The organism is Paraburkholderia sp. IW21, assembly GCF_041321145.1.
Classification (GTDB): domain Bacteria; phylum Pseudomonadota; class Gammaproteobacteria; order Burkholderiales; family Burkholderiaceae; genus Paraburkholderia.
In genome coordinates this window covers 320,100-344,270 of sequence record NZ_JBGGWA010000006.1, presented here as the reverse complement: position 1 = coordinate 344,270, position 24,171 = coordinate 320,100, and the positions used below count along the sequence as shown (strand labels likewise).

Genomic DNA, 24,171 nt, shown 5'->3' with positions numbered 1-24,171 from the left:
CAAGACCTGGACAGAAGGGCCATGGCGCCCGTGCGCGGTGGAATTATCGGCGGATGCACCGTTATTGATAAAAGTAACTTGAACACCTTGATCGCGTCGATTGCTCACGAATGCAAGGACCGCCACGAAGGCGGCCCTCCTCTCGCTTCAGCGAGTCTCTCAGAGTTCCAGCGCGGCAATTCCGGCACGCGCGATTTCAGCGTCTTCCTCCGACTTTGCACCCGATACGCTGACCGCACCGACCATCTCGCCCGCCACGACAATCGGCACGCCGCCTTCGAGGAAGCCCCTCATCGGCGCACTCAGGAAGGCGACACGCCCCTGCTTGACGAGATCCTCGTAGAACTTACTCTCGCGACGGCCCAACCCGGCCGTGCGGCCCTTCGCGAGCGCCATCTCGATTGAACTGAGCGTGGCACCGTCGAGGCGGTTGAGGTGCAGCAGATGGCCACCGTCGTCGAAGATCGCGATCGTCACTGGCCAGTTGCGGGCCAGTGCATGCCGCTCGGCGGCGGCGGCGATTTTCTTCACATCGTCGTTGGTCAGTACGGTCTTGGTTCTCATCGCTATCGTGGTGTCGTTGGGGAATGGATGCGCAGTCGAATGCGCGGTTCTACACGGCCGGCGTGGCTTCCTCGGCGGCGAGCGCGGCCTTGACCGTGGCGCGGGTGCCGATGCGGTCCATAAAACGTGCGAGCGCCGGCCAGCGCTTGATGTCGATCGAGAAGTGCGGCAGCCACGACAGCACCGTGTACAGGTAGGCGTCTGCTACGCCAAACCCGCCGAGCAGGTAGTCCTTGCACGAGAGCGTGGCGTCGAGGTTGTCCAGGCGCTTGTAGAACTTTTCCTTGATGATGTCCTTCACATCCTCGGGTATATCGCTGCTGAACAGCGGGCTGCAGCCGGCGTGGATTTCCGAGGTGACGAAGTTCAGCGTTTCCTGGAGCCGCACGCGTTCCCAGGTCCCGTTTGCCGGCGCGAGCTTGGCTTCCGGCTTCAGGTCGGCGAGGTACTGGAGAATCGCCGGGCCTTCGGTCAGCACCTCGCCGTTGTCGAGCAAGAGCGCGGCGACATAACCCTTCGGGTTGACTTCGAGGAAGCTGCGGCCCTCGGAGGTCTGCTTGGTCTTGTTGTTGACGCGGACCAGTTCGAACGGCAGGCCGAGTTCGCGCAGGACGATGTGCGGCGACAGCGAGCAGGCATTGGGAGCGAAGTAGAGTTTCACGAGCTTGAATCCTTCCGTAACGTTGAGATGTGCCGGCCACGGCGGTGTGAGCTGCGCCTCGTGCCGCGACCGGTAGGTGAGACGATCCTAGGGCCAGCCGAAGCGGCACGTAAAGTTAGCATTCGAGCGAGGCAGCATTAGCGATCCTTATGACCTCGGCGACATGCCCGTCCGCCGCCACGGCGCGCACCGCGGGCTGGCCGCTGCCCGGTGCGCGCCGGGCAGCGCTGCGCGGTTCCAGCGACGCGTGACGGTGCGCGGCGAGCCGCACCACGCTGCGCGTGCGTCGCAATTGATCGAAGAACGCGTGCACGGCAGGCGAGAGCCGGCCCGCCTCGGAGCAGACCAGCCCAAACTCGCGATACATCGGCGTGGCGAGGTTCAGCACGCGCAGCCCCTGGCGCGCGACCGGCAGCATCGATTCCGGCACGAGCGACAGGCCCATGCCTTCGCGGATCAGTTCGAACGCGGTCGACCAGTCGCGCACCGAGATGCGCAGATCGGACAACGTGTGGCCCGCTTCCTCGAACAGCCGCCGGCTGTTCAAGCGGCAGCCGCCGGTGGCGAGCACGTACGGCTCGCCCGCCAGTTCATCGAGCGAGACACCGATCCCGCTCGAGCGCCGGGCGAGCGGATGGCTCGTCGGCGCGACCACCACCCACGCGTCGCGGCCGAGCGTGAACGCCTCGCGCCCGGCGCCGGCGTTCATCACCACGCCGACGTCCACCGTGCCGTCGGCGAGCCAGGCCTTGATTTCGTCGTCGGTGCCGTCGAGGGAGACGACGTTGATGCCGGGATACTGCTGCCCGAATGATTGCAGGAAGCGTGGAAGCAAGCTCGTGAAGACCGACGGGAACGTCGCCAGCTTGATGCGCCCCGCATGCAGGCCGCGGGACGCATCGACCAGCGTCTTGATCGATTCCCACTCGACCAGCATGCGCCGCGCCTGCGCGATCACCTGTTCGCCGATCGCCGTCACTGTGGTGCGGCGCCGATCGCGCAGCAGCACCTTCACGCCGAGCATGTCCTCCAGCTGGCTGATGGCCTGGCTCGCACCCGATTGCGTGATGCCAACCTGCGCGGCGGCCTTCGAGACACAGCCCGCATCCGCCACGGCCACCAGCAAACGCCAATGCATCAAGTTCATCATGATCAGTAGTCCGACTTATGATTGAAAGTTGAACAATTAATTTTCCTCGACGGCAGGGCGGCGGGTAAGGTCGTGATTCGTCCATCGAGCCCGCCACCATGACACTTGGCCTTTCCCGCGATCCGTCCTCCGTTCCCGCCTCTGCCTCGCCTGCCGTGGCGCGCGCCGCGCTCGTCTCCGTCGCGCTCGGCTCGCTGATGGTCGCGCTCGACGTGACGGCGCTCAACGTTGCACTGCCGAGTATCGGGTACGCGTTCGCGGTCGGCATCGACCGGCTCCAGTGGATCGCGGGTGCTTACACGCTGGTGTTCGCGAGCCTGCTGCTCGCGACTGGCTCGGCCAGCGACCGGCTCGGCGCGCGCGGCACCTTCGTGACCGGCCTGATCGTCTTCATGGGCGCGTCGATCGCCTGCGGCGGCGCGCCCAACGTCGGCGCACTGATCACGGCGCGCGCGGCGCAGGGCCTGGGCGCGGCTATCATGCTGCCAAGTTCGATGGCGCTGCTCGCCGCCGCCTATCCCGACACGGCGCGGCGCGCCCGCGCGATCGCGCTGTGGGGAGGCATCTCGGCGGTCGGCCTGGTGGCCGGCCCGGTCGTCGGCGGACTGCTTTGCGAGCTGGCCGGCTGGCGCGCGATCTTCTATCTGAACGCGCCGTTCTGCCTGGTCGCGATCGGAGCCGCGCTGCGTTGCGGCGAGCGGCGCGCCGAGCACGCGCGCGCCTTCGATCCGTGCGGCGTGGCGCTGTCGGCGGTAGCGCTCGCCGCCATCACGTTCGCGCTGATCGAGGCGCCCGTGCTCGGCTGGCGCGCACCGGTGATCGTCACGACGTTGGTCGTGGGCGTGGCGGCCGCCTGCGCGCTGATCGCCTTCGAGCGGCGCGTCGCCGAGCCGATGCTGCCGCCGCAACTGTTCGCGTCGCCGGCCTTCACGGCCTCGGTCGGCGTCGCGTTCCTGCAGACCTTCGCCTATTTCGGCACGCTGTTCGTGTTGCCCGTTGCCTTGCAGGTGCAGGGCGGCGAGCCGCTCGCGGTGGGCCTGCGGCTCGCGCCGATGACGATTGCCACCGGCGTGGCCGCCACCCTCTCGGGGCGCCTGGCCGAGGCGTTCGGCCCGCATCTCGTGATGGCGCTCGGCATGCTGGCCGGCGCCGTCGGCGCGCTCGTGTCGTGCCTGTTCGGCGTGGCGCAGGGGCCGTTCGTGCTGGCTGCCCTGCTGCTCGGCATGGGCGGCGCGACGCTGCCGCTGATCGTCGCCTCGGCGCTCGCCGCGGTGCCGTCGCAGCGTGCCGGCATCGCCTCGGGCGTGGTCAACGCGGCGCGGCAAAGCGGCGGTGTGCTCGGCATCGCATGCCTCGGCGCGCTGATGAACAACGGCCGTGTCGATGCGCGACTCGCGCTGCTGGTCATCGCGGTCGCGTTCTGCGGCGCGGCCGCGCTGAGCTTCGCGCGTCTTTATCGCCCCGCGCGCGCGGCGGGCTCCGCCCAAACCTGACGGGCCGCTCGACGAAGGCGGAATCGCCGTGCTCGGCGCGTGCCTCATCACGTTCCCCAGCGCCGCACGGTGCCGCTGTCGAGCCCGAGTAGGTCGAGCATGCGGCCCACGCTGTGGTCGACGATGTCGTCGATCGACTGCGGCTTCGCGTAGAACGCCGGCACCGGCGGCATGACGATCGCGCCCATCTCGGTCACTTGCGTCATCGAACGCAGATGGCCGAGATGCAGCGGCGTCTCGCGCACCATCAGCACCAGCGGGCGCCGCTCCTTGAGCGTGACGTCGGCGGCGCGCGACAGCAGGCCGTCGGTCACGCCCGTGGCGATCTCGGACAGGCTTTTGATCGAACACGGCGCGACCGCCATTCCCATGGTGCGGAACGAACCGCTGGAGATGGCCGCGCCGATGTCGCTCGAGGCGTAGTGGACGCTTGCCAGTTCCTTGACCTGCTCGGCCTTCCACGGCAGTTCGTGGGTCAGCGTGACGTGCGCGGCTCGCGTCATGACGAGGTGTGTCTCGATCTCGAGGCGCCGCAGGCATTCGAGCGTGCGGATCCCGTACAGGATGCCGCTCGCGCCGGTGATACCGACGACCACGCGCCGCACGGGTGCGTGCGCGCTCATGCTTCAGCCTCGCCATCCATCGCGTCGAAGCGCTCGACACGGGGCGACTCGCCTGACAGCCCGAGTTCGCGCCAGCGTTTGGCGACCTGCCGGTAGACCGATTCGCGCAGTAGCGTGCGGCGCGGGAAGGTCTTGATGTGACGGTAGTCCTTGCAGGCGTTGATGAGCGCCTTGGAGCCGTACAGCCGCTTCTCTGGCGGGTTCTGCGAGGGGTCGAGCGGCGAGCCGCGCGTGTTGCGCAGGATGTCGATGTCGTCGGCCGGATTGGTGCGCGTGCCCATCGCCCACAGCACCTGATCCATGTCGGTCGGGTCGACGTCGTCGTCCACGGCGATGATCCATTTCGTGACGTAGGCGCCGCCGGGCACCTGGGCCGCGAGCGAGAGCGCCTGCGCGGCGTGGCCCGCGTAACGCTGTTCGAGACTGATGACGACCGGCGCGAACGCGCCGGCCGCGGCCGGATGCGCATAGACGCCCTTGATGCCCTGGATGCCGAGCTTGTCGAGATCGGCCCAGATCTTCGCGGAGCGGATGGTCGAGAAGAAAGCGCTCTGTTCGTTCGACGGATAGTCGGCCATCAGCGCATTCGTCAGAATCGGCCGGTGGCGGAAATGCAGCGCCGTTACCTCGATCAGCGGGCACTCGATGTCCTTGGTGCCGTAGTAGCCCGTGAATTCGCCGAACGGGCCTTCCTCCTTCGTCGCGCCGGGATGGATCAGCCCTTCCATGACGATCTCGGCCGCGGCCGGCACTAGCAGGTCGGACTGCGTCGCGCGCACCACGTCGATGGCGCGGCCCTTGATGCCGCCCGCAAAGCCATATTCCGACACGCCCGGCGGCAGTGATTGCGAGCCCGCCACCATCAGCAGCGGATCGACGCCCCAGGCCGCCGCGACCGGCAGCGCCTCGCCGCGTGCCCAGGACTGGTGGATATGACGCAGCGCGTCCTTGCCCGGCGCCAGCGAAAGGCCGACCTTGCGCGGCCCCTGGATCATCATCCGGTAGGTGCCGATGTTCAGGTAGCCCGATTCGAGATCGCGCGTGATTACGGCGTCGGCCGTGCCCGCGTAGCGGCCGCCGTCGCGCGGCCAGTGCTGCGGGATCGGCAGCTTCGAAAGGTCGATGTCGGCACCGTACAGGCTGTTCTGGTAGAGCGGCGCCTCGGCGGCCGGCCTCTCGCGCGGATCGATCGCGACGCGCAGCTTGTCCTTGGTGCGGCGGATCAGTTCCAGCGTGGGCGTGGCCGGGTCTTCCTCGAGCGTGATCGCAGTGCGCGCGACGCTGGGCCCGAACAGGTTCCAGAGATGGCGAAAGCCGTAGGGCTTCGCGTCGGTGTCGAACAGCACAGCGGGCGAGGCTTGGGTCTTCGCGAGCAGATAGGTGATCGCGCTCATCTCCTCGCGCGCGTCGACGGCGGCGTCGATCCGTTGCAACTCGCCGGCGCGTTCGACGCGGGCCAGCCAGTCGCGCAGGTCGGCGACCGGTCCGGTGTTCTCAGTCATGCGGGACTCCGTATTCATTGGGATGGATGGTGCGAAAGGACGATGCTTCCGCATCGCCCTTTCGCACCCGGCAACGCTGATCGCCCTATTTGCCGTCGATCGAGTATTTGCCCGGCCCGAGCGCGCACAGGAAGAGGAAGCCGGCCGAGATGCTGATGTTCTTGAAAAAGTGGACGAAGAAGGCGTGATGCTCGGCCGGATTCGTCGCATTCCAGAACGCATGACCGATGATGCCGGTGCCGATCGTGTAGACGGCGAACAGCGCGGCGAGCGGGCGCGTCCAGAAACCGAGCAGCAGCACGAGGCCGCCGAAGAACTCGACGACGGTCGCGACGATCGCCGTGAGTTCGGGCACAGGTGCATGAACCGAGCGCAGGTAGGTGAGCACCGTGGCGTGATCGGTCAGGTAGGTCCAGCCGAAATAGAGGTAGAGCGCGAGGATCATGATCCGCGCGAGCAGGATCATGGCGTCGCGCTGGTTTTCGAGGAAGTGGTAACGAAGCGTTGTCATTGTTGTGCTCCTGTGCGGGGTAAAGCGCCGGTCCGGCACCCGCCGGACCGGTCCATGTCAGGCCGTCGCCAGCGTGGCAAAGGCGTTGCGATTGACGGCATTGTCGAGTTGCGGCTCGCCGTCGAATACGCTCAGCGCGTTGGCGGCCGCGAGCTGCGCCATGCGTTCGACTGCCTCGCGTGTGACGCCCGCCAGATGCGGCGAGTAGATCACGTTCGACATCTCCAGCAACGGGCTGCCGGGCACGGGCGGCTCAGGCAGGAACACGTCGATGGCCGCGCCGGCGAGATGTCCGTTCGACAGCTTCTCGGTCAACGCGTTTTCGTCGACGATGCCGCCGCGCGCCGTGTTGATGAGGAACGCGCCATGCCGGAAGCGGGCCAGGCGCTCCGCGTCGATCAGGCCGATCGTCTCATTCGTCTTCGGGCAGTGCAGCGTGACGAACTCGGCGCCCGGCAATGCCGCATCGAGATCGGCGACCGGATCGACACCGGCCGCGCGCAGTTCGTCATCGGCCACGTACGGGTCATAGACGCGCACGCGCATGCCGAAGGCCTGGCACAGTCGCGCGACGCGCGAGCCGATCCGGCCGAATCCGACGATCAGCACTTCACGGCCGCGCACTTCGCCCGGCAGATAGCGGTAGCGTTCGTGCCAGCGGTTCATCCGCACCAGCGCGTCGAGTTCGTGCACGCGCTTGGCGAGCGCGAGCATTGACGACAGCGTGTGCTCGGCGACTGTGTCGCAGTTGGCGCCGGTGCAGATCATGACCGGGATGCCGGCCGCGCTCATGGCCGGCACGTCCACCGCGTCGTAGCCGACACCGATCCGCGACACCACCTGCAGGCCGTTGGCGGCTGCGAGTTCGGCGCGACCGAAGGCGGTCAGGCCGAGGATCACGCCATGCACGGCCGGCTGTGCGGCCAGCAGGGCGCGAAACTCGTCCTGCCCGATCGTGTTGGCGAATTCGATCACTTCGACATTCTCGCGGGCGGCGAGGATGTCTTTGCCGGTCTGGCCGAGAATGTGCGCGACCAGCAGCCGTTTCTTGCCGCCGTCGGCGTTTGCCTGGGAAGCCGTCATGCTGTCACCTCCTTTTCCTGCGTGGCGAAGAATCCGCCGTCGTTGATGCCGATCCGGTGCATGACGCGCTCCGCCTCACGCGGCAGATCGGTCGCGCAATGGATCACCGAGCGGTTATCCCAGATCAGCAGATCGTTCGCCTCCCAGCGGTAAGCGAAGATATGCTTGGGCTGGAGCACGTGCGCGAAGATCTCGTCGAGCAGCGCGCGACTGTCTTCGTCCGAATATCCCTCGATATGCGTCGTGTAGCCGGGGCTCAGGTAGAGCGCTTCGCGGCCCGTGTGGCGATGACGCACGACGGTCGGATGCGAGACGGCCGGGAACGTCGTGGCGAGGCGCTGGAAGATCTCCTGCACCGATTCACCGAGATCGCTCTGCTTGACCTTGTAGGTCCAGCGCACGTCGTGCTTCGACTGACGGCCTTCGATGCGCTCGCGCAGGCGCACCGGCAGCGTGCGCAGCGCCTCCTGCATGTCGACGAACAGCGTGTCGCCCTGGCCCTCGCCGTCCGGCACGCGCTGCGCGTGCAGGAAGGTGAGCGGCAGCGGTTCGGTCAGATACGAGGAATCGCTGTGCCACATGTTGCCGAGCTTGCGCGCGCCCATCGATTGGCCGGTGGCGCCCCCGTTCCGGTTGTCGATCACAAGGATGTGCGGGTAGTCGGGGTCGTGATAGTTCTTGAGCCGGAACTGTTCGGGTTCGCCGAAATGCCGGCCGAAGCCCAGATACGCGTCGCGATTCATCGGCTGGTTCTTCAGCGCGACGACCTTGCGCGAATACGTCAGCTCGCGGATCGTGGCGATGTCGCGCGCCGTTGCCGTGGCGATGTCGAAATCGACGATCGCCGTGGCAAACGATTGATTCAGATCGATCTGTTTCAAGTGAATGCTCCCGAAACGGACCGCGTCAGACGAGTGCCGGTGCGACTTCGTCGGAGCCCGCGACGGCCACGCCGTCGGTCTCCGCCGCTTCCTCGCCTTCGCGCGCGCGCAGCAGGGCGGACAACTCGCGGATGTCGTCCGGATCGTGCGCGGCTGTGACAGCCATGCGCAGCGCAGCCTCGCCGCGCGGCACGGTCGGGAAGAACACCACCGACACATAGTGGCCGCGTTCCAGCAGATATTTGCCCGTTGCGATCGCGCGCTCCTCGTTGCCGATGCGGTAGATGCGGATCGGCAACTGGCTGCCGATCGTCTCGGTCGGGATCACGTGGTCAAACAGCGCCAGGTTCTGCTGCAGCGAACGTTGCAGCATGCCGAGCTCCTCGCTGACGTGGATCTCGGCCGAGGCCAGCGCCGCGCCCACCGAAGCCATGCTCGGTGCGCACGAGAAGCCGTAGGTCGGCGCATAACGGCGCACCGCGTTTTCGATGTCCTGCGAGCCGAGCATCAACATGCCGCCTGCCGCGCCGTAGCCCTTGCCGAGCGAGGCCGCGACGATCGTGCGGTGATCGAGTGCGCTGAGTTGCGAGCGAACGAAACCCTCGCCGCGCTTTCCGACGACCGAGATGCCGTGTGCGTCGTCGAGATAGACGAACAAGCCGTACTTGTCCTGAAGCGAGCGCAGTTCGCGCACGGGCGCTGCGCCACCCATCGAGTAGGCGCCGTCGCCGACATAGGCGACGAGCGGATGGCTTTGGCACAGGCGCTCGAGACTTTCGAGATCGTTGTGCTCGATCACGATCACGTCGGTTTCCTCACGCAGCACGGGGATGTGATATTGCAGCGTGACGTGGGCGAAGCGATCGAAGACGATCAGCGGCTTGACGCCATTCGTGAACAGGCCCGCCGCGAGCAGCGGCAGCGCGCCCATGTTGGCGGCTGCAACAGTCGGGAACACCACCACGCCGTTGACCCGGAACAGGTTCGACAGCGTGCTTTCGAGACGGGCCAGCGGCTCCGCCGACAGGCGCGTGCGCGCCACCGAGAAGTGCACCGACCTGATCTCGTCGGCTGCGGCGCGCGCGGCGGCGAGCACGCGCGGATGGCTGTCGAGGTTCATATAGCCGCAACGTGTGTAGTCGACCACCTGCTGCCCGGTGCTCGCGATTTCGATGCGGCGATAATCGCCCACGCGGCACGATACGCCCATCAATCCTTTCTCATATGCTGCATTGAAATGCGGTCCGCTGATTTCCGCCATTCTTGCTGCATTACGTGCCCTCGGTTTAGCCCGCGCACCGATGGCAATATCATTAAGACTATTATTGAGATTATTCATTGGTATATCCCTTGGTTGAATGCGCTGCTTACTGGTGATTTACTGCAGCGATACGGCGCGAAGCATCGCAAGAAGCCGGCTTTCCGGCAAATGACATCTTGCGTGCTACGATATGAGAAAATGTCATGGGCAGAGTTTCAGTGCGGCGACTCGATGGTTTAATGACAAAATGACATATTTCCGACCAGCAAAAATAAGATATGCCGGGGGGCGGACCGATTAACAGCGTTCGAATCTCCCCCGCTGAAACTCCGTTTCTTTACCTGTATTTGCTAAACGGTGCGATCCAATGGCGGGAAAACTTCCATCACTAAATGGTTTGAAAGTATTTGAATGTGTGGCGCGTCATATGAGTTTCACGAAAGCGGCCTCCGAATTGAACGTCACGCAGACGGCGGTCAGCCATCAGGTGCGGCGTCTCGAGGATGAACTGGGAATCCGCCTGTTTCACCGTTTCAAGGAGCGGCTCGAACTGACTGCCTCGGGGCAGGCCTATCTGCAAGGCGTGAGCCTCGCGTTCGATCAGCTGCGCTTTTCCACCGAGCAATTGCTCGAAGGCTGCAACAACACCACGCTCACCATTTCCACGCTCGCCACGTTTGCGTCGAAGTGGCTGCTGCCGCGCCTGGGCTCGTTTCGTCTCGAGCATCCCGAGATCGACATTCGCGTAAGCGCCTCGACCGAACTCGTCGATTTCGTGGTCGGGGGCGCCGACACGGCAATTCGTTACGGCAGCGGTGAATGGAAAGGGCTGCGCACCGACTGGCTGATGGCCGACGAGATTTTCCCCGTATGCAGCCCGAAACTGCTGACGGGCAATCATCCGCTTACGAGCCTCGACAATCTCGCCCATCACACGCTGCTGCAGGTGAGCGGCGTGACCAGTGACGACTGGAGCATCTGGCTCGAGGCGGCCGGGCTGCCGGCCAACCTGACGGGTGGCGCGCGCCTGACCTTCGATCTCGCGCTGATGGCCATGCAGGCCGCCGTGGATGGCCACGGCGTGTGCATCGGCCGGCGCGCCTATGTCGAGGACGACCTGCGCGCCGGCCGGCTGGTCGCGCCGTTCGGCAAGTCGGTGACGACCGATCGCGCGTTTTATCTCGTCTCGCCGCGCGATCTCGCCAACTGCGCGAAAGTCGTGGCGCTACGCACCTGGCTCATCGACGTGATCGGCCATACGGAAAATCGGCCCACCACGCAGGCCGCCGATTTCCGCGGCGTTCCCGACGTGCGAACCGGTCGATGAATGCGCTTGCGGGCGCAACGGTAATCAAGCTAAACCATTCGTCTCGTGTGACGATAGGATTGGGCGACTTCGATCCCCTCGCAATTTTGTGGTTTGAACCAACGAAGCCCGACGCGGCTTTGTCTTGGGGCTCCCAAAACAGCTACGGAAATCATGGTTCGCTGACTGCTCGCCTGGCGCGAAGCGCTTCATGCGCGGGAGTGTGGCAGAAGGCTACCGACGTCTTGCCCGAACCCAGTAAGCAGGCAGCGACAGCGACACGTCAGACCGGCAGCAAGCGAACTCACGCTGTATTCCCCGCTCGCTTACGCCTGCTCTTCCCTTATTGCCGGGCGTTGAGGTATCAGCGTGACGCTCGCAATAATAAAGACCAGCAATATCAGCGATGCGTACAGCCGGCTGACATGCAGACCACCGTTAGCGACGGGTTTGTCGAGGAAATCTCCAAGCGTCGCGCCAAGCGGGCGCGTCAGGATAAACGCGGCCCAGAAAAGCAGCGTATGCGAGATACGCGACCAGAAATAAAGAGCGGCCACAGCCGCGAGGCCGACGCCGAAAATCAGCGCGCCATATTCGTATCCGAGACCGAGGCCGCCGCGGTCCGAGCCTGCTACCCAGTCGCCAAGCGCCGTACCCAGTGTTTGCGAAAACAGGATGGTGATCCAGTAGAACCATTCGGCCTTGGGCGTCGTAATGCTCTGGACCGACACCGTGCCTTCCGCCTTGTACCAGATGGCGAGGCTCGCAAGCAGCAACGAGAACACGATGACGACGCCGCCCGGATAACCCACGCCAAGCGATCGATCGAAGAAGTCGGCCATGGTCGTGCCGAGCGTCGTGGTCGCGACGATCGTTGCCCAATATAAGAACGGACGAAACCGGTCAGTCTTAATCTGTCCCGAAACGAGTCCGATAAAGATGACCGCAAAAATAGCCGAGCCGATCAGATAGCCCAGGTTGAGCGACATCGTCACCCAGTCGCCGCCCGTTTCGCCAAGCGTGGTCGCGGCAATCTTGACAATCCAGAAGCCCAATGTGACTTGCGGGACTTTGCTGACCGCATGTTCCAATATTTGCCGTGTTTCGCTTTTCATATTGAATGCCTTTGTTCGTTGATAAACACAAACCAAGGCCAAGCATCGCTGATGGTCGCTTAACAGCCGCTTAAGGACGTCAAAAAGGGGAGTTCAGTTGTTCCACTGTGAACTCGCCCCGAGACGAGGGCATCGCTGCACAAATCGACAGCAATTGGGATGCGCTATCGGCAAGGACCTCGCGGGTGCGAGATTATGTTTCGGCCAGTACCTGTTGGATGACTTGCTCGAAGGCCTCGACCGGTTGTCCGCCGGTCACCAGATGGCGACGGTTAAAGATAATCGACGGCACCGAGTGGATGCCCAACTCCTGAAATTGCTGTTCTTCCGCGCGAACGTCCTGAGCATAGTCTCCGCTACGCAGGACCTCGCTTGCTTCTTCGGCGTCGAGTCCCACGGATTGTGCTGCTTCGACCAGGACATCGTGGTTGCCAGGGTCCTTGCCCTTGGAATGATAGGCCTGCAGTAGCGCCAGTTTGAGCGGCAACTGCTTGCCTTTGATACCGGCCCAATGCAGCAGGCGATGCGCATCGAAGGTGTTATAGACGTACGTTCGCGGGCCGAAGGTAAAGCCAACGCTTGCGCCACGCTCGCGGATCATGGCTTGCGTTTCGGCGATCTGCTCCGGTGTGCGTCCGTATTTTTTGCCGAGATAGTCGACAATGGCCTCGCCGTCCGGTCCCATCTGCGGATTCAATTCGAAGGGATGCACGACGATTTGAGCATCAACCGCTTCGCCAAGGCGCGATAGCGCAAGCTGGAGCGAGGAGAGGCCGATCGCACACCAAGGGCAGGCGATATCGGAGACGAAATCGATTGTTAGAGGTTTTGTCATGGCTTTCCTGACGGGGATAAGCGGCGGGGCGGCCGCGTTGATGCGGGGTTACGGTTACTCGCAGAGTAGCTGGAATTTTCAATGCTTGCAGGGCTGCGTTTCGGAAGTAGTTCAAGGCGCGGGCTCAATACATCGGCTCGGGCGTCGTACGGCCGCAGTCGTTTCATCCCCAGCATAGCAGCGGATGCCGAACCCACGTCTGCTGTGATAACGTGCGAAAACATCGCGGCTCGAACAGGAAAAGATCAAGATGATTTCGCATGTTTTTATCGGCGTTAATGACTTTGACCGTGCCTTCACATTCTATTCGGCCGTCATGGGCGAACTGGGACATAAACTGAAGTTCTGTGAGCGAGATAAACCATGGGCGGCCTGGATGGCCGAGGGAATGCCGCGTCCGCTCTTGCTTATCGGCAGGCCATATGACGGCAACTCAGCAGAACGTGGAAATGGTCAAATGGTGGCGTTGCTTGCACCTGACCGTCGTTCAGTCGACAACGCATATGCTAGCGCGCTGGCAAACAAAGGTTCTTGCGAAGGGCCGCCCGGCTTAAGAGCACACTATCACCCGGACTATTACGGGGCGTACTTCCGGGATTCCGAGGGAAACAAGATTTGCGTTTGTTGTCACGATCCGGTGACGCGTTAGATTTCCATGCGCTCGACCAGAACGGCCGTTATCAGAGGAGCCCGGCGCGCCTCCGCCACGGAGGCCCGGAGGCGGGGCACTGATGCCGAGTCCGGCCGACCTCGTGAAGCCGTGCGCACTCCTGCCTTTGCCAACGCTATGGTGAACGAAGAACTGAGCGAACGTTCGCCACCCCGCAGCGGCGAATGTCAAAAAGTACTCCGTCAATGACGGCACCGCAAACAACGGAGTACATGCCTGTGCCAGCGTCGTCAGTCCGGGATCTCGGGCTCGACCAACTTTGCCAACTGGACAAGCGACTCCTGCCAGCCGAGGTAGCACATCTCCACAGGAATGACTTCGGGCAAGCCCTCTTGCGTAATGGTGAGCTCGGTTCCGCAAGACACCTGCCGCAATGAAATGGTGGCGTGCATCTGGCCGGGCAGGTTCGGGTTGTCGAATCGGTCCGAGTAGCGGATCTTCTCGAACGGCACCAGTTCGACGTACTCGCCGCCGAACGAGTGACTATTTCCAGTGCTGAAGTTACGGAAGGACATCTTGTAGGTGCCCCCCACGTGGGCATCCATGTGGTGAACCTGACAGGTGAACCCGTACGGAGGAAGCCACTTGGCTATCGCATCGGGTTCGAGGAAGGCTCGATAGATGCGTTCGGGAGTCGCGCGCAAGACGCGTTGGAGATGGATTGTTCCGGTAGTCATGGTGTGCTCGCCTTTCACTGGAGAAGTTGGACATACCCCTACGACGACTCGGGGGCGCCGGTATCGACATAGGTTGAGACCAGGAAAACCCGTAGACGCCGATAAGCCGATAGCCAATAAGGTTACCCGCTACCTGGACGCGCCGAAAAGACTATCGACGCCGTTGTGACCCTTACATCACAAATTTGGTTCACTGATAACAAGCATGGCGCCGCGGCACGCTCAAGCCCCTACGTATGTGAAGATTGCGTCGTAAAGCTTGTTATGATTCTATCAATCGTTGTAGCATAAGCGTGAACGAATTGTCGGCGGCTGTTGTGCGCCGCGCCAAATTTCCGGACGTCTCATGCCTGAAGCCCCATCCTTGTCTTCGTCGGTCGTCGCGCTGCGCGGCGGGCCGCTCATCCATCCGGTCCGCAACCCCGGCACGCCGTTCGACGCGTCGTGGCTGGACGGCCTGCGGGTCAACCAGTCCGCAGTCGAACGGCGCACGGCCACGCTTGCCACGCGCCGCACCGTCAAGAAAGATGCGCAGGCCGCGTGGCTGCTAAAGGCCGTGACCTGCATCGACCTGACAACGCTCAATGGGGACGACACCGAAGGCCGCGTACGCCGCTTGTGCGCAAAAGCGCGCCAGCCGGTGCGGGCCGATCTGCTCGAAGCGCTCGGCATCGCTCCGCAGGGCATTACCACGGGCGCAGTTTGCGTCTACCACCGCTTTGTCGCGGCGGCGGTCGATGCGCTGCAGGGCAGCGGCATCCCGGTCGCCGCGGTATCGACCGGCTTTCCAGCCGGGTTGATTCCGCATCCGTTGAAGCTGAAGGAGATCGAGGCTTCGGTGGCGGACGGCGCGATGGAAATCGACATCGTCGTGACGCGCGAACATGTGCTGACCGGCAACTGGCAGGCGCTGTACGACGAAGTGCGCGACTTCCGCGCGGCCTGCGGTCCGGCGCATCTGAAAGCGATTCTGGCGACGGGCGACATTCGCACGTTGTCCAACATTGCGCGCGCATCCATGGTCTGCATGATGGCCGGCGCCGATTTCATCAAGACGTCGACCGGTAAGGAAGGCGTCAACGCGACGCTGGATGTGTCGCTCGTGATGGTGCGCATGATCCGCGAATACCAGGAGCGCACAGGCGTGCCTATCGGCTTCAAGCCGGCGGGCGGCGTGTCGAACGCCAAGACCGTGCTGTCGTACCAGATCCTGATGAAGGAAGAGCTTGGCCGCGCGTGGCTCGAGCCGGAGCTGTTCCGGCTCGGCGCGTCGAGCCTGCTCTCCGATATCGAGCGCCAACTCGAACATCACGTGAGCGGCCGTTACTCCGCTTTCAACCGTCACCCCGTAGCCTGAACCCAAGACCGATCCCATGAGCGTAGCCGAGTATTTTTCATCGATGGAGTACGGTCCCGCACCCGAGGACGATCAACCCGCGCGCGCGTGGATCGCGCAGCATGAGGCGAGCTTCGGGCATTTCATCGGTGGCGCGTGGCATGCGCCGGCGGCGGGCGAGCGCTTTGTCTCGCACGCGCCCGCGACGGGTGAAGGGCTCGCCGAGATCGCCCAGGGCGATGCCGCCGATATCGACGCGGCCGTTGCCGCCGCGCGCGCCGCGCAGCCGGGCTGGCTCGCGCTGGGCGGCGCCGGAAGAGCGCGGCATCTGTATGCGCTCTCGCGCATGGTTCAGCGTCATAGCCGGCTGTTTGCCGTGCTCGAAGCACTCGACAACGGCAAGCCGATTCGCGAAACGCGCGATATCGATATCCCGCTCGTGGCGCGGCACTTCCTGCATCACGCGGGTTGGGCGCAACTTCAGGAGAGCGAATTCGCCGACTATGCGCCACTCGGCGTGGTCGGCCAGATCGTGCCGTGGAATTTCCCGCTGCTGATGCTGGCGTGGAAGATCGCGCCGGCCATTGCAACCGGCAATTGCGTCATCCTGAAGCCCGCTGAATACACGCCGCTGACTGCCTTGCTGTTCGCCGAGCTCGCGCATCGCGCTGGTTTGCCCGCAGGTGTGCTGAACGTCGTCACGGGCGACGGCCGCACCGGCGCGGCGCTCGTCGAGCATCCGCAGGTCGACAAGATCGCCTTTACCGGTTCGACGGAAGTAGGCAGATCGATCCGCGCGGCCACGGCCGGCACGGGTAAATCGCTGACGCTCGAACTCGGCGGCAAGTCGCCGTTCATCGTGTTCGACGATGCGGATCTCGACGGCGCGGTTGAAGGCGTGGTCGACGCGATCTGGTTCAACCAGGGGCAGGTCTGTTGCGCGGGCTCGCGGCTGCTCGTGCAGGAAGGGATCGAAGCGCGCTTCATCGCGAAGCTGAAACGCCGCATGGAGACACTGCGGGTCGGCACGTCGCTCGACAAGAGCATCGATCTCGGCGCGATCGTCGATCCGGTGCAGCTCGAACGCATCCAGTCGCTGGTGGAAGCGGGGCGGCGGGAAGGCTGTTCGGTATGGCAGTCGCCCGATACGGCGATGCCTTCCGGCGGCTGCTTCTATCCGCCCACGCTCGTCACCGGCGTGGCGCCGGCTTCCACGTTGGCGCAGGAAGAGATATTCGGCCCGGTGCTGGTGACGATGAGCTTTCGTACGCCCGACGATGCGATTGCGCTCGCTAACAACTCGCGCTACGGACTCGCGGCGAGCGTGTGGAGCGAAACGATCGGCCGCGCGCTCGACATCGCCCCGCGCCTTGCTTGCGGCGTGGTGTGGATCAATGCGACGAACCTGTTCGACGCGGCGGTCGGCTTTGGCGGTTACCGCGAATCGGGCTATGGCCGCGAAGGCGGACGTGAGGGCATTTACGAATATCTGAAACCGCGTGCCTGGCTCAATCTTGCGAAGCGTCAGGCGGTACGGCCCGGACAGGCAGCGGGCACAGGCACACGCGATCCGTTGGCCAACGTCACATCGATCGACCGTACTGCGAAGCTGTTTATCGGCGGCAAGCAGGTGCGCCCAGATAGCGGGTATTCGTTGCAGGTTCACGCACCGGATGGCACGCCGGTCGGCGAAGTGGGCGAGGGCAATCGCAAGGACATTCGCAACGCGGTCGAAGCGGCACGCGCGGCGCAGAAGTGGTCGCAGGCGAGCACGCATAACCGCGCTCAGGTGCTCTTCTATCTGGCGGAAAACCTTGCCGTTCGCGCGGACGAATTCGCGCGCCAGCTCGTGATAAGAAACGGCGCGACGGAAGCGGCGGCACGTGCGGAAGTCGAAGCGTCCGTAGCGCGTTTGTTTACCTATGCCGCGTGGGCGGACAAGTTCGACGGCGCCGTGCATACCCCGCCGCTGCGCGGCGTCGCGCTGGCGATGCACGAACCGCTCGGCGTCATCGGCATCGCGTGCCCGGATGAGGCGCCGTTGCTCGGCTTTGTTTCGCTGGTCGCGCCCGCGCTGGCGATGGGCAATCGGGTGGTGGTGTTGCCGAGCGCGGCGTGTCCGCTCACGGTCACCGATTTTTATCAGGTGGCCGAGACGTCTGACGTGCCCAGCGGCGTGCTGAACATCGTGACGGGCGAACGCGGCGCGCTGTTGCCGGCGCTCGCCAAACACGACGATGTGGATGCCGTCTGGTGCTTCGGCAACGCAACGGATTCGACGCTGGTCGAACGCGAATCGATCGGCAATCTGAAGCGCACCTTCGTCGATCACGGGCGCCAGTTCGACTGGTTCGACCGCGCGAGCGAAGGCCGGCCGTTTCTGCGTCAGGCTGTGCAGGTAAAGAACATCTGGATACCGTACGGAGACTGAGTGTCAGTCGGACCGAACGGCTAAACGATATGCACGCCAACCAGAAAATGGAGGAGACAACGTGCTGAATAATCTGGATCCGCTGTTGAATGCCGAGGTGCCGCACGCACGTCGGGCTTTAAAAGAAGTCCCCTTGATCGAAGCGGCTCAAGGGGAACAGGCATGAAGACGTCTTTGCAAAAAAACGGACGCGTCGTCATTCTCGGTATCTACGTCACCGACCTGACGTTTCGCGCCGGGCGCATGCCGTTGATCGGCGAGACGATCGCGGGCTCGGCGTTTGCGATGGGGCCGGGCGGCAAAGGCTCGAATCAGGCGGTGGCGGCCGCGCGCGCGGGCGCCGAGGTGGTCTTCTGCACCCGTATCGGCAACGACGCGTTCGGTGAAATTGCACGCGCGACGTGGGCCGCCGAAGGCATCACGGCCCGTGCCTCGGTGATCGAGGGCGTGTCCACCGGCGCTGCGCATATTTTCGTCGACGACACGACCGGCATGAACGCGATCATTGTCGCGTCCGGCGCGGCCGGCACGATGAATGCCGCCGACGTCGACGCGATCGAAGCCGACATCGCCGCCGCGAGCGTATTCGTCACGCAGCTTGAACAGCCGCTCGCTGCCGCGCGCCGCGGGCTCGAAGTGGCACGCCGGCACGGCGTGGTCACCGTGTTCAATCCGGCGCCCGCCATGCCGCTCGATGACGACATTTTCCCGCTGTGCGACTACATCACCCCGAACGAAACCGAAGCCACCGCGCTTACCGGCGTGTCGATCGCGAACGCAGACGATGCGCGCGTGGCCGCCGACGTGCTGCTCGCCAAAGGTGTCGGTGCGGTGATCGTGACGCTCGGCGAGGGCGGCGCGCTGCTGCATTCGGCGACCCAGTCGATTCTCGTCCCGGCATACCGCTGTGGCCGCGTGGTGGAGACCGCGGGCGCCGGCGATGGCTTCACGGGCGGCTTCGCGGCGGCGCTCGCACGCGGCGACGACGCGGTCGCGGCGATGCGCTTCGGTTGCGCGCTTGCCGGCATTTCCGTGACACGTGCGGGCACGGCGCCTTCCATGCCGGCGCTCGACGAAGTGAACCAGGTATTGAACCAGTCGGCCGGGATGTCCCAGGCGTCTTGATCGCTGTCCTGACTGTTTGAAGGTTGAAGGAGATCGCCGTCACCATGAAGTCCTCGTTCACCGCTGGAAAGCTGTTCGGCGACCGGCAACTGAATTTTCTGCTGATCGTCAACGTGCTCGTCGTGCTGGTCGCGACATGGCTCTCGCACGGGCAATTCCTCGATATCGACAACATGCAGTCGATGGGCGGCCAGTTGCCCGAACTCGGCCTGCTCGCGCTTGGCATCATGCTGTCGATGGTGTCGGGCAATGGCGGGATCGACCTGTCCGGCGTCGGACTTGCCAACCTGTCCGGCATGGTCGCCGCGCTGGTCGTGCCGCACTTTCTCAGCGGCGACGATTCGCCGGCGCTGTACACGTCGCTCTTCTGCGTGATCGTGGTGGTGATGGGCCTGCTCGGCGGCCTCCTGAATGGCGTGGTCATCGCCTGGCTCAGACTCACGCCGATTCTCTGCACGCTCGGCACGCAATTGCTGTTCACGGGCTTTGCGGTGGTACTCAGCAACGGCGCTTCGGTGCCTGTCGAGTATGTCGATCCGTTGTCGAATATCGGGAACGGTACCGTGTTTCAGGTGCCGATCGCGTTCTGCATCTTTATCGCGGCGGTGCTCGTGCTCGGCTGGCTGCTCAGGCGCAGCCCGTTCGGCCTGCGCCTCTATCTGATGGGCACGAATCCCAAAGCCGCGTTCTATGCGGGTATTCCGCGCGCGCGGATGCTGATCACGACCTATGCGATGTGCGGCGTGCTGGCGTCATTGGCGGGTCTGATCAGCGCGACGCATACGTCCAGCGCGAAATGGGACTACGGCAATTCCTATCTGCTGATCGCCATTCTGATTGCGGTGATGGGCGGCGTGAATCCGGCCGGCGGGCACGGACGCATCATTTGCGTGTTTTTTGCCGCGACGGTGCTGCAGTTTCTGTCGAGCCTCTTCAATCTGATGGGCGTATCGCAGTTCTTCGGCGATTGCGCATGGGGTTTTCTGTTGTTGCTGTCGCTCGCGTTTGCGGGTGGCGAGCGGGTGAGCACCATTTTCGGCTTCGGCGGCGGGACGGGTGCCGGCAAGCGTGCCGGCAGTCCAGGCGCGGCGCCGAAACGCTGACGAGCAGGCGCAGGCAGGACAAAGATTTCAGTACGCGGCGGACAACGAGCCCTGGCTGTCCGTGACGGTGAAGTGGGGCGACATCGAACGAAAAAGGAGACATCGCATGAAATTGACTCGACTGGGTGCCGCGCTCGCCGCTGGCGCTCTTACGGTGGGTGTGATCGCCGCGGCGCAGGCTGCAACCAACGAGACGATCGTCACGGTCGTCAAGGTGACCGGTATCAACTGGTTCAACCGGATGGACGAGGGCGTCAAGGAATTCGCGAAGGACAACCCGGGTGTGACCGCTTATCAGACCGGCCCAGGCCGTGCGGATGCAGCGCAGCAACTGAAGATCATCGAAGACCTGATCGCCAAGAAGGTCACGGCGATCGCCGTGGTGCCCTACGATCCGCCAACGCTTGAACCGGCGCTGAAGAAAGCGATGGATCGCGGCATCAAGGTGGTGACCCACGAGGCCGACAACGAAAAGAACACGATGGTCGACATCGAAGCGTTCGACAACACCGCCTACGGCGCCGGTCTGAACGAGCGTCTCGCCTCGTGCATGCACGACGAAGGCAAGTGGGCCGTGCTGGTCGGTTCGCTCGGCAGCCGCTCGCAGGTGCAATGGGCGGACGGCGGCATCGGCAACGCCAAGGCCAAGTATCCGAAGATGGATCTGGTCGAGCCGAAACTCGAAACCAATAACGACGGCGAGCGCGCCTATGAAGTCGCGAAGGAAGTGCTGCGCAAGCATCCGGACCTGAAGGGCTTCCAGGGCTCGTCCTCACTCGACGTGATCGGCATCGGCCGTGCGATCGAAGAAGCCGGCATGCAAGGCAAGATCTGCGTCTACGGTACGGGCCTGCCGACCGAAGCTGGCAAGTTCCTCGAAAGCGGCGCCATCAACGGCATCGCGTTCTGGGATCCGAAGCTGGCGGGCCTTGCGATGAACAAGATCGCGCAGATGCTGATCGATGGCAAGACTGTCCAGAACGGCGCCGATCTCGGCATTCCGGGCTACACGAAGGTGACGGTCGCGAAAGGGCCGGGCAAGGGCATCATCGTGCGCGGGCAGGGCTGGGTGAACGTCGACAAGTCGAACTACAAGCAGTATCCGTTCTGATCGCGGTCTGTTTATTGCTTCATGTGTCACGGCGTGTCCATGCGGACACGCCTTAACTTGCGACTCGCCATCATGAATCAAGACGCATCGTCAGCGCAGTCAGCGCAGTTATCGGAGTCCGAAACGTCACGGCCGTTTCTGCAGGTTGTCGGCGTGCACAAGCGCTTTACCGGCGTGCATGCATTGCGCGGGGTGAGCCTGTCATTCGAGCGCGGGAAGATTTATCACCTGCTCGGCGAAAATGGCTGCGGTAAGAGCACGCTCATCAAGATCATTTCCGGTGCGCAGCCGCCTGACGAAGGCGAGCTCGTGATCGAAGGCGTGCGGCATGCGCGGCTCTCCGCGCTGGAATCGCTCGCGGCGGGTATCGAAACCGTCTATCAGGATCTTTCGCTGCTGCCCAACATGAACGTGGCCGAGAATGTCGCGCTCACCGCCGAGCTGGCCACGCACGAGGGCCGGCTCGCCCGCACCTTCGACCGGCGCGCGCTGGCGCGCACCGCAGCACGCGCGCTCGAATCGGTCGGCCTGCCCGGCGACACCGGGTTTCAGGCGACCCTCATCGAACAATTGCCGCTTGCCACGCGGCAACTCGTGGCGATTGCCCGCGCGATTGCCAGCGAGGCGAAATTCGTCATCATGGACGAGCCCACCACGTCGCTCACGCAAAAGGAAGTCGACAACCTGATCACCGTGCTCGCCAATCTGCGCGCGCAGGGCGTGACCGTGCTGTTCGTGAGCCACAAGCTCGACGAGTGCTACGCAATCGGCGGAGAAGTGATCGTGCTGCGCGACGGCCAAAAAATGGCGCAAGGTCCGATCGCGCAATTCACCAAGGCGCAGATCAGCGAACTGATGACGGGACGCCATCTGTCCAATGAGCGCTATCGTGAAGGCGCTTTGGGGCAGGACGTGGTGCTCGACGTGCGGGGTTACACGCGCGCCGGCCAGTTCAGCGATGTCTCGTTCGCGCTGCATGGCGGCGAAATTCTCGGTATCACGGGTCTGCTCGATTCGGGGCGCAACGAACTCGCGCGCGCACTCGCGGGCGTGGCGCCGGCGCAGTCGGGGCAGGTGATGCTCGACGGCAAAAGCATCCGGTTACGCACACCGTCGGACGCGAAACACCATCGCGTCGGCTATGTGCCGGAAGACCGCCTGAACGAAGGGCTGTTCCTTGACAAGCCGATCCGCGACAACGTGATCACCGCGATGATCTCCAGTTTGCGGGACCGCTTCGGTCAGATCGATCGCACGCGCGCGCAGGCGCTCGCGGAACGGATGGTGAAAGATCTTCAGATCGCCACCCCCGGTGTCGACAAACCCGTGCAATCGCTCTCCGGCGGTAATCAGCAGCGCGTCCTGATCGGCCGCTGGCTCGCCATCGATCCGCGTGTGCTGATCCTGCATGGACCGACCGTCGGCGTCGACGTCGGATCGAAGGACATCATTTACCGCATCATGCAGCGCCTCTCGCAACGCGGCATCGGCATCATCCTGATTAGCGACGACCTGCCCGAACTGCTGCAGAACTGCGACCGCATCCTGATGATGAAGAAGGGGCGCGTGGCGAGCGAATATCAGGCCGACACGCTGAGCGAAGCCGACCTCTATCACGCGCTGCTTTCGGAAGCCGCATAAAGGACGTCCATACTTATGAACTCGCGCATCGATCCGCGCATGAACCAGACCATGACCACTCCAACCGTCCTCGAAGTCGCACCCGCAATCAAGCCGCCTGGCTTGCGGGCCAGGTTGGCGCGGAATCCGGAATGGTTCACCCTCGCGTTGATCGCGGTGACGTGCCTGATTGTCGGCGCGATCAATCCGCGCTTCTTCCAGCTCGCGACGCTCTTCGATCTGCTGCATTCGGCCACCACGACGTCGCTTTTTGCACTGGGCACGCTCGTTGTGCTCGCGTCCGGCGGCATCGACGTTTCGTTCACCGCGATCGCCGCGCTGACGATGTACGCCATCACCAAGGCGGTGTTCGCCTGGTGGCCCGACGCGCCCTTTGCGCTGATCCTGATCACGGGCGCGCTGGGCGGGGTGGTGCTCGGCATTGTCAACGGCCTGCTGGTACACCGCCTGAAAGCGCCTTCGCTGATCGTCACGATCGGCACGCAGTATCTGTTTCGCGGCGTGCTGCTGACCTTTATCGGCACGTCGTTCTTCATGAACATTCCGCACAGCATGGATCGTTTCGGTCGCATTCCGCTGTTTTTCTATCACACGAGTGACGGCCTGCGCGCGGTGCTGCCCGTTTCGGTGCTGGCGCTGATAGCGGCCGCGGTGGTCACGTGGTGGCTGCTGAACCGGACGATGATGGGGCGGGGCGTCTATGCGATGGGGGGCAGTCTCGCGATTGCCGAGCGGCTCGGCTATAACCTGCGCGCGATCCATCTGTTCGTGTTCGGCTATACCGGCATGCTGGCCGGCATAGCCGGCATTCTGCATGTGTCGAACAATCGGCTGGCGAATCCGTTCGATCTGGTGGGCTCGGAACTCGATGTGATCGCCGCGGTGATCCTGGGCGGGGCGCGCATCACGGGCGGCACGGGCACGGTGGCCGGTACCTTGCTGGGTGTCGCGCTCGTCACGCTCATTAACAGCGTGCTGATTCTGGTCGGCGTGCCGAGCACCTGGCAGAAGGTGATCATTGGCGCATTCATTCTGATCGCGGGGACGCTCTTCGCGTTGCAACGCAAGAACTGAACGCGGCCGTTCACCGGC

General features: G+C 63.8%; 22 protein-coding genes. 10 read left to right on the top strand and 12 right to left on the bottom strand.

All coding sequences use genetic code 11. The features are described 5' to 3' along the window. Window positions 1–159: 159 nt before the first annotated feature. From ACAX43_RS17260 to ACAX43_RS17250, 3 genes are all read right to left on the bottom strand, one after another. The gene (locus ACAX43_RS17260; protein WP_370709618.1) at window positions 160–564 is read right to left on the bottom strand and encodes a heme-binding protein; all 405 of its coding nucleotides are present in this window, start codon (window positions 562–564) and stop codon (window positions 160–162) included. 49 nt (window positions 565–613) lie between these two features. Beyond that, window positions 614–1,225, bottom strand: coding sequence for a glutathione transferase GstA (gene gstA, locus ACAX43_RS17255; protein WP_370709617.1), 612 nt, complete (start codon window positions 1,223–1,225; stop codon window positions 614–616). A gap of 115 nt (window positions 1,226–1,340) precedes the next feature. Beyond that, entirely contained in the window at window positions 1,341–2,375 is a 1,035-nt protein-coding gene (locus ACAX43_RS17250) for a LysR family transcriptional regulator (RefSeq protein ID WP_370709616.1), read from the bottom strand. Between the two features lie 98 nt (window positions 2,376–2,473). Here ACAX43_RS17250 and ACAX43_RS17245 point away from each other — a divergent pair, with 98 nt between their 5' ends. Then, the gene (locus ACAX43_RS17245; RefSeq protein ID WP_370709615.1) at window positions 2,474–3,868 is read left to right on the top strand and encodes an MFS transporter; all 1,395 of its coding nucleotides are present in this window, start codon (window positions 2,474–2,476) and stop codon (window positions 3,866–3,868) included. A gap of 47 nt (window positions 3,869–3,915) precedes the next feature. Here ACAX43_RS17245 and ACAX43_RS17240 read toward each other — a convergent pair whose 3' ends face one another. The 6 genes from ACAX43_RS17240 to ACAX43_RS17215 form a co-directional block, all read right to left on the bottom strand. Beyond that, entirely contained in the window at window positions 3,916–4,491 is a 576-nt protein-coding gene (locus tag ACAX43_RS17240) for a UbiX family flavin prenyltransferase (RefSeq protein ID WP_370709614.1), read from the bottom strand. Next, entirely contained in the window at window positions 4,488–5,993 is a 1,506-nt protein-coding gene (locus tag ACAX43_RS17235; protein ID WP_370709613.1) for a UbiD family decarboxylase, read from the bottom strand. The genes ACAX43_RS17240 and ACAX43_RS17235 overlap by 4 nt, the downstream gene beginning before the upstream one ends. A gap of 85 nt (window positions 5,994–6,078) precedes the next feature. Further along, on the bottom strand, window positions 6,079–6,504 hold the full coding sequence (locus tag ACAX43_RS17230; protein ID WP_370709612.1) for a DoxX family protein: 426 nt from the start codon (window positions 6,502–6,504) through the stop codon (window positions 6,079–6,081). A gap of 57 nt (window positions 6,505–6,561) precedes the next feature. Then, on the bottom strand, window positions 6,562–7,587 hold the full coding sequence (locus tag ACAX43_RS17225; RefSeq protein ID WP_370709611.1) for a hydroxyacid dehydrogenase: 1,026 nt from the start codon (window positions 7,585–7,587) through the stop codon (window positions 6,562–6,564). Next, window positions 7,584–8,468, bottom strand: a complete 885-nt coding sequence (locus ACAX43_RS17220; RefSeq protein ID WP_370709610.1) for a TauD/TfdA dioxygenase family protein — start codon at window positions 8,466–8,468, stop codon at window positions 7,584–7,586. The genes ACAX43_RS17225 and ACAX43_RS17220 overlap by 4 nt, the downstream gene beginning before the upstream one ends. Window positions 8,469–8,493: 25 nt before the next feature. Further along, complete coding sequence (locus ACAX43_RS17215; protein WP_370709609.1) at window positions 8,494–9,807, bottom strand: aminotransferase class I/II-fold pyridoxal phosphate-dependent enzyme; 1,314 nt, start codon at window positions 9,805–9,807, stop codon at window positions 8,494–8,496. 289 nt (window positions 9,808–10,096) lie between these two features. Here ACAX43_RS17215 and ACAX43_RS17210 point away from each other — a divergent pair, with 289 nt between their 5' ends. Beyond that, window positions 10,097–11,056: a transcriptional regulator GcvA gene (locus tag ACAX43_RS17210; protein WP_370709608.1), complete on the top strand. Its 960-nt coding sequence runs from the start codon at window positions 10,097–10,099 to the stop codon at window positions 11,054–11,056. A gap of 305 nt (window positions 11,057–11,361) precedes the next feature. On the opposite strand, the gene ACAX43_RS17205 is transcribed toward ACAX43_RS17210, so the two are convergent. Together ACAX43_RS17205 and ACAX43_RS17200 are read right to left on the bottom strand one after the other, a co-directional pair. Next, on the bottom strand, window positions 11,362–12,150 hold the full coding sequence (locus tag ACAX43_RS17205) for a hypothetical protein (RefSeq protein WP_370709607.1): 789 nt from the start codon (window positions 12,148–12,150) through the stop codon (window positions 11,362–11,364). 193 nt (window positions 12,151–12,343) lie between these two features. Then, entirely contained in the window at window positions 12,344–12,985 is a 642-nt protein-coding gene (locus ACAX43_RS17200) for a DsbA family oxidoreductase (protein WP_370709606.1), read from the bottom strand. 250 nt (window positions 12,986–13,235) lie between these two features. Here ACAX43_RS17200 and ACAX43_RS17195 point away from each other — a divergent pair, with 250 nt between their 5' ends. Continuing rightward, entirely contained in the window at window positions 13,236–13,634 is a 399-nt protein-coding gene (locus ACAX43_RS17195) for a VOC family protein (RefSeq protein ID WP_370709605.1), read from the top strand. A gap of 251 nt (window positions 13,635–13,885) precedes the next feature. Here ACAX43_RS17195 and ACAX43_RS17190 read toward each other — a convergent pair whose 3' ends face one another. Further along, window positions 13,886–14,332, bottom strand: a complete 447-nt coding sequence (locus ACAX43_RS17190) for an SRPBCC family protein (RefSeq protein ID WP_370709604.1) — start codon at window positions 14,330–14,332, stop codon at window positions 13,886–13,888. Between the two features lie 346 nt (window positions 14,333–14,678). On the opposite strand from ACAX43_RS17190, the gene deoC reads away from it, so the two are divergent. The 7 genes from deoC (at window position 14,679) to ACAX43_RS17155 (ending at window position 24,153) form a co-directional block, all read left to right on the top strand. Beyond that, window positions 14,679–15,689 carry a deoxyribose-phosphate aldolase gene (gene deoC, locus ACAX43_RS17185; protein WP_370709603.1) on the top strand — a complete coding sequence of 337 codons (1,011 nt, stop codon included), beginning with the start codon at window positions 14,679–14,681 and terminating at the stop codon, window positions 15,687–15,689. A gap of 16 nt (window positions 15,690–15,705) precedes the next feature. Beyond that, a complete protein-coding gene (locus tag ACAX43_RS17180; RefSeq protein WP_370709602.1) occupies window positions 15,706–18,099 on the top strand; it encodes an aldehyde dehydrogenase family protein in 2,394 nt (797 codons plus the stop codon). A gap of 162 nt (window positions 18,100–18,261) precedes the next feature. After that, entirely contained in the window at window positions 18,262–19,224 is a 963-nt protein-coding gene (locus ACAX43_RS17175; RefSeq protein ID WP_370709601.1) for a ribokinase, read from the top strand. Window positions 19,225–19,268: 44 nt separating this feature from the next. After that, a complete protein-coding gene (locus ACAX43_RS17170) occupies window positions 19,269–20,327 on the top strand; it encodes an ABC transporter permease (protein WP_370709600.1) in 1,059 nt (352 codons plus the stop codon). A gap of 106 nt (window positions 20,328–20,433) precedes the next feature. After that, complete coding sequence (locus tag ACAX43_RS17165; protein ID WP_370709599.1) at window positions 20,434–21,438, top strand: autoinducer 2 ABC transporter substrate-binding protein; 1,005 nt, start codon at window positions 20,434–20,436, stop codon at window positions 21,436–21,438. 72 nt (window positions 21,439–21,510) lie between these two features. Beyond that, window positions 21,511–23,079: a sugar ABC transporter ATP-binding protein gene (locus tag ACAX43_RS17160; protein WP_370709598.1), complete on the top strand. Its 1,569-nt coding sequence runs from the start codon at window positions 21,511–21,513 to the stop codon at window positions 23,077–23,079. Window positions 23,080–23,094: 15 nt separating this feature from the next. After that, the gene (locus ACAX43_RS17155; RefSeq protein ID WP_370709597.1) at window positions 23,095–24,153 is read left to right on the top strand and encodes an ABC transporter permease; all 1,059 of its coding nucleotides are present in this window, start codon (window positions 23,095–23,097) and stop codon (window positions 24,151–24,153) included. Window positions 24,154–24,171: the final 18 nt, after the last annotated feature.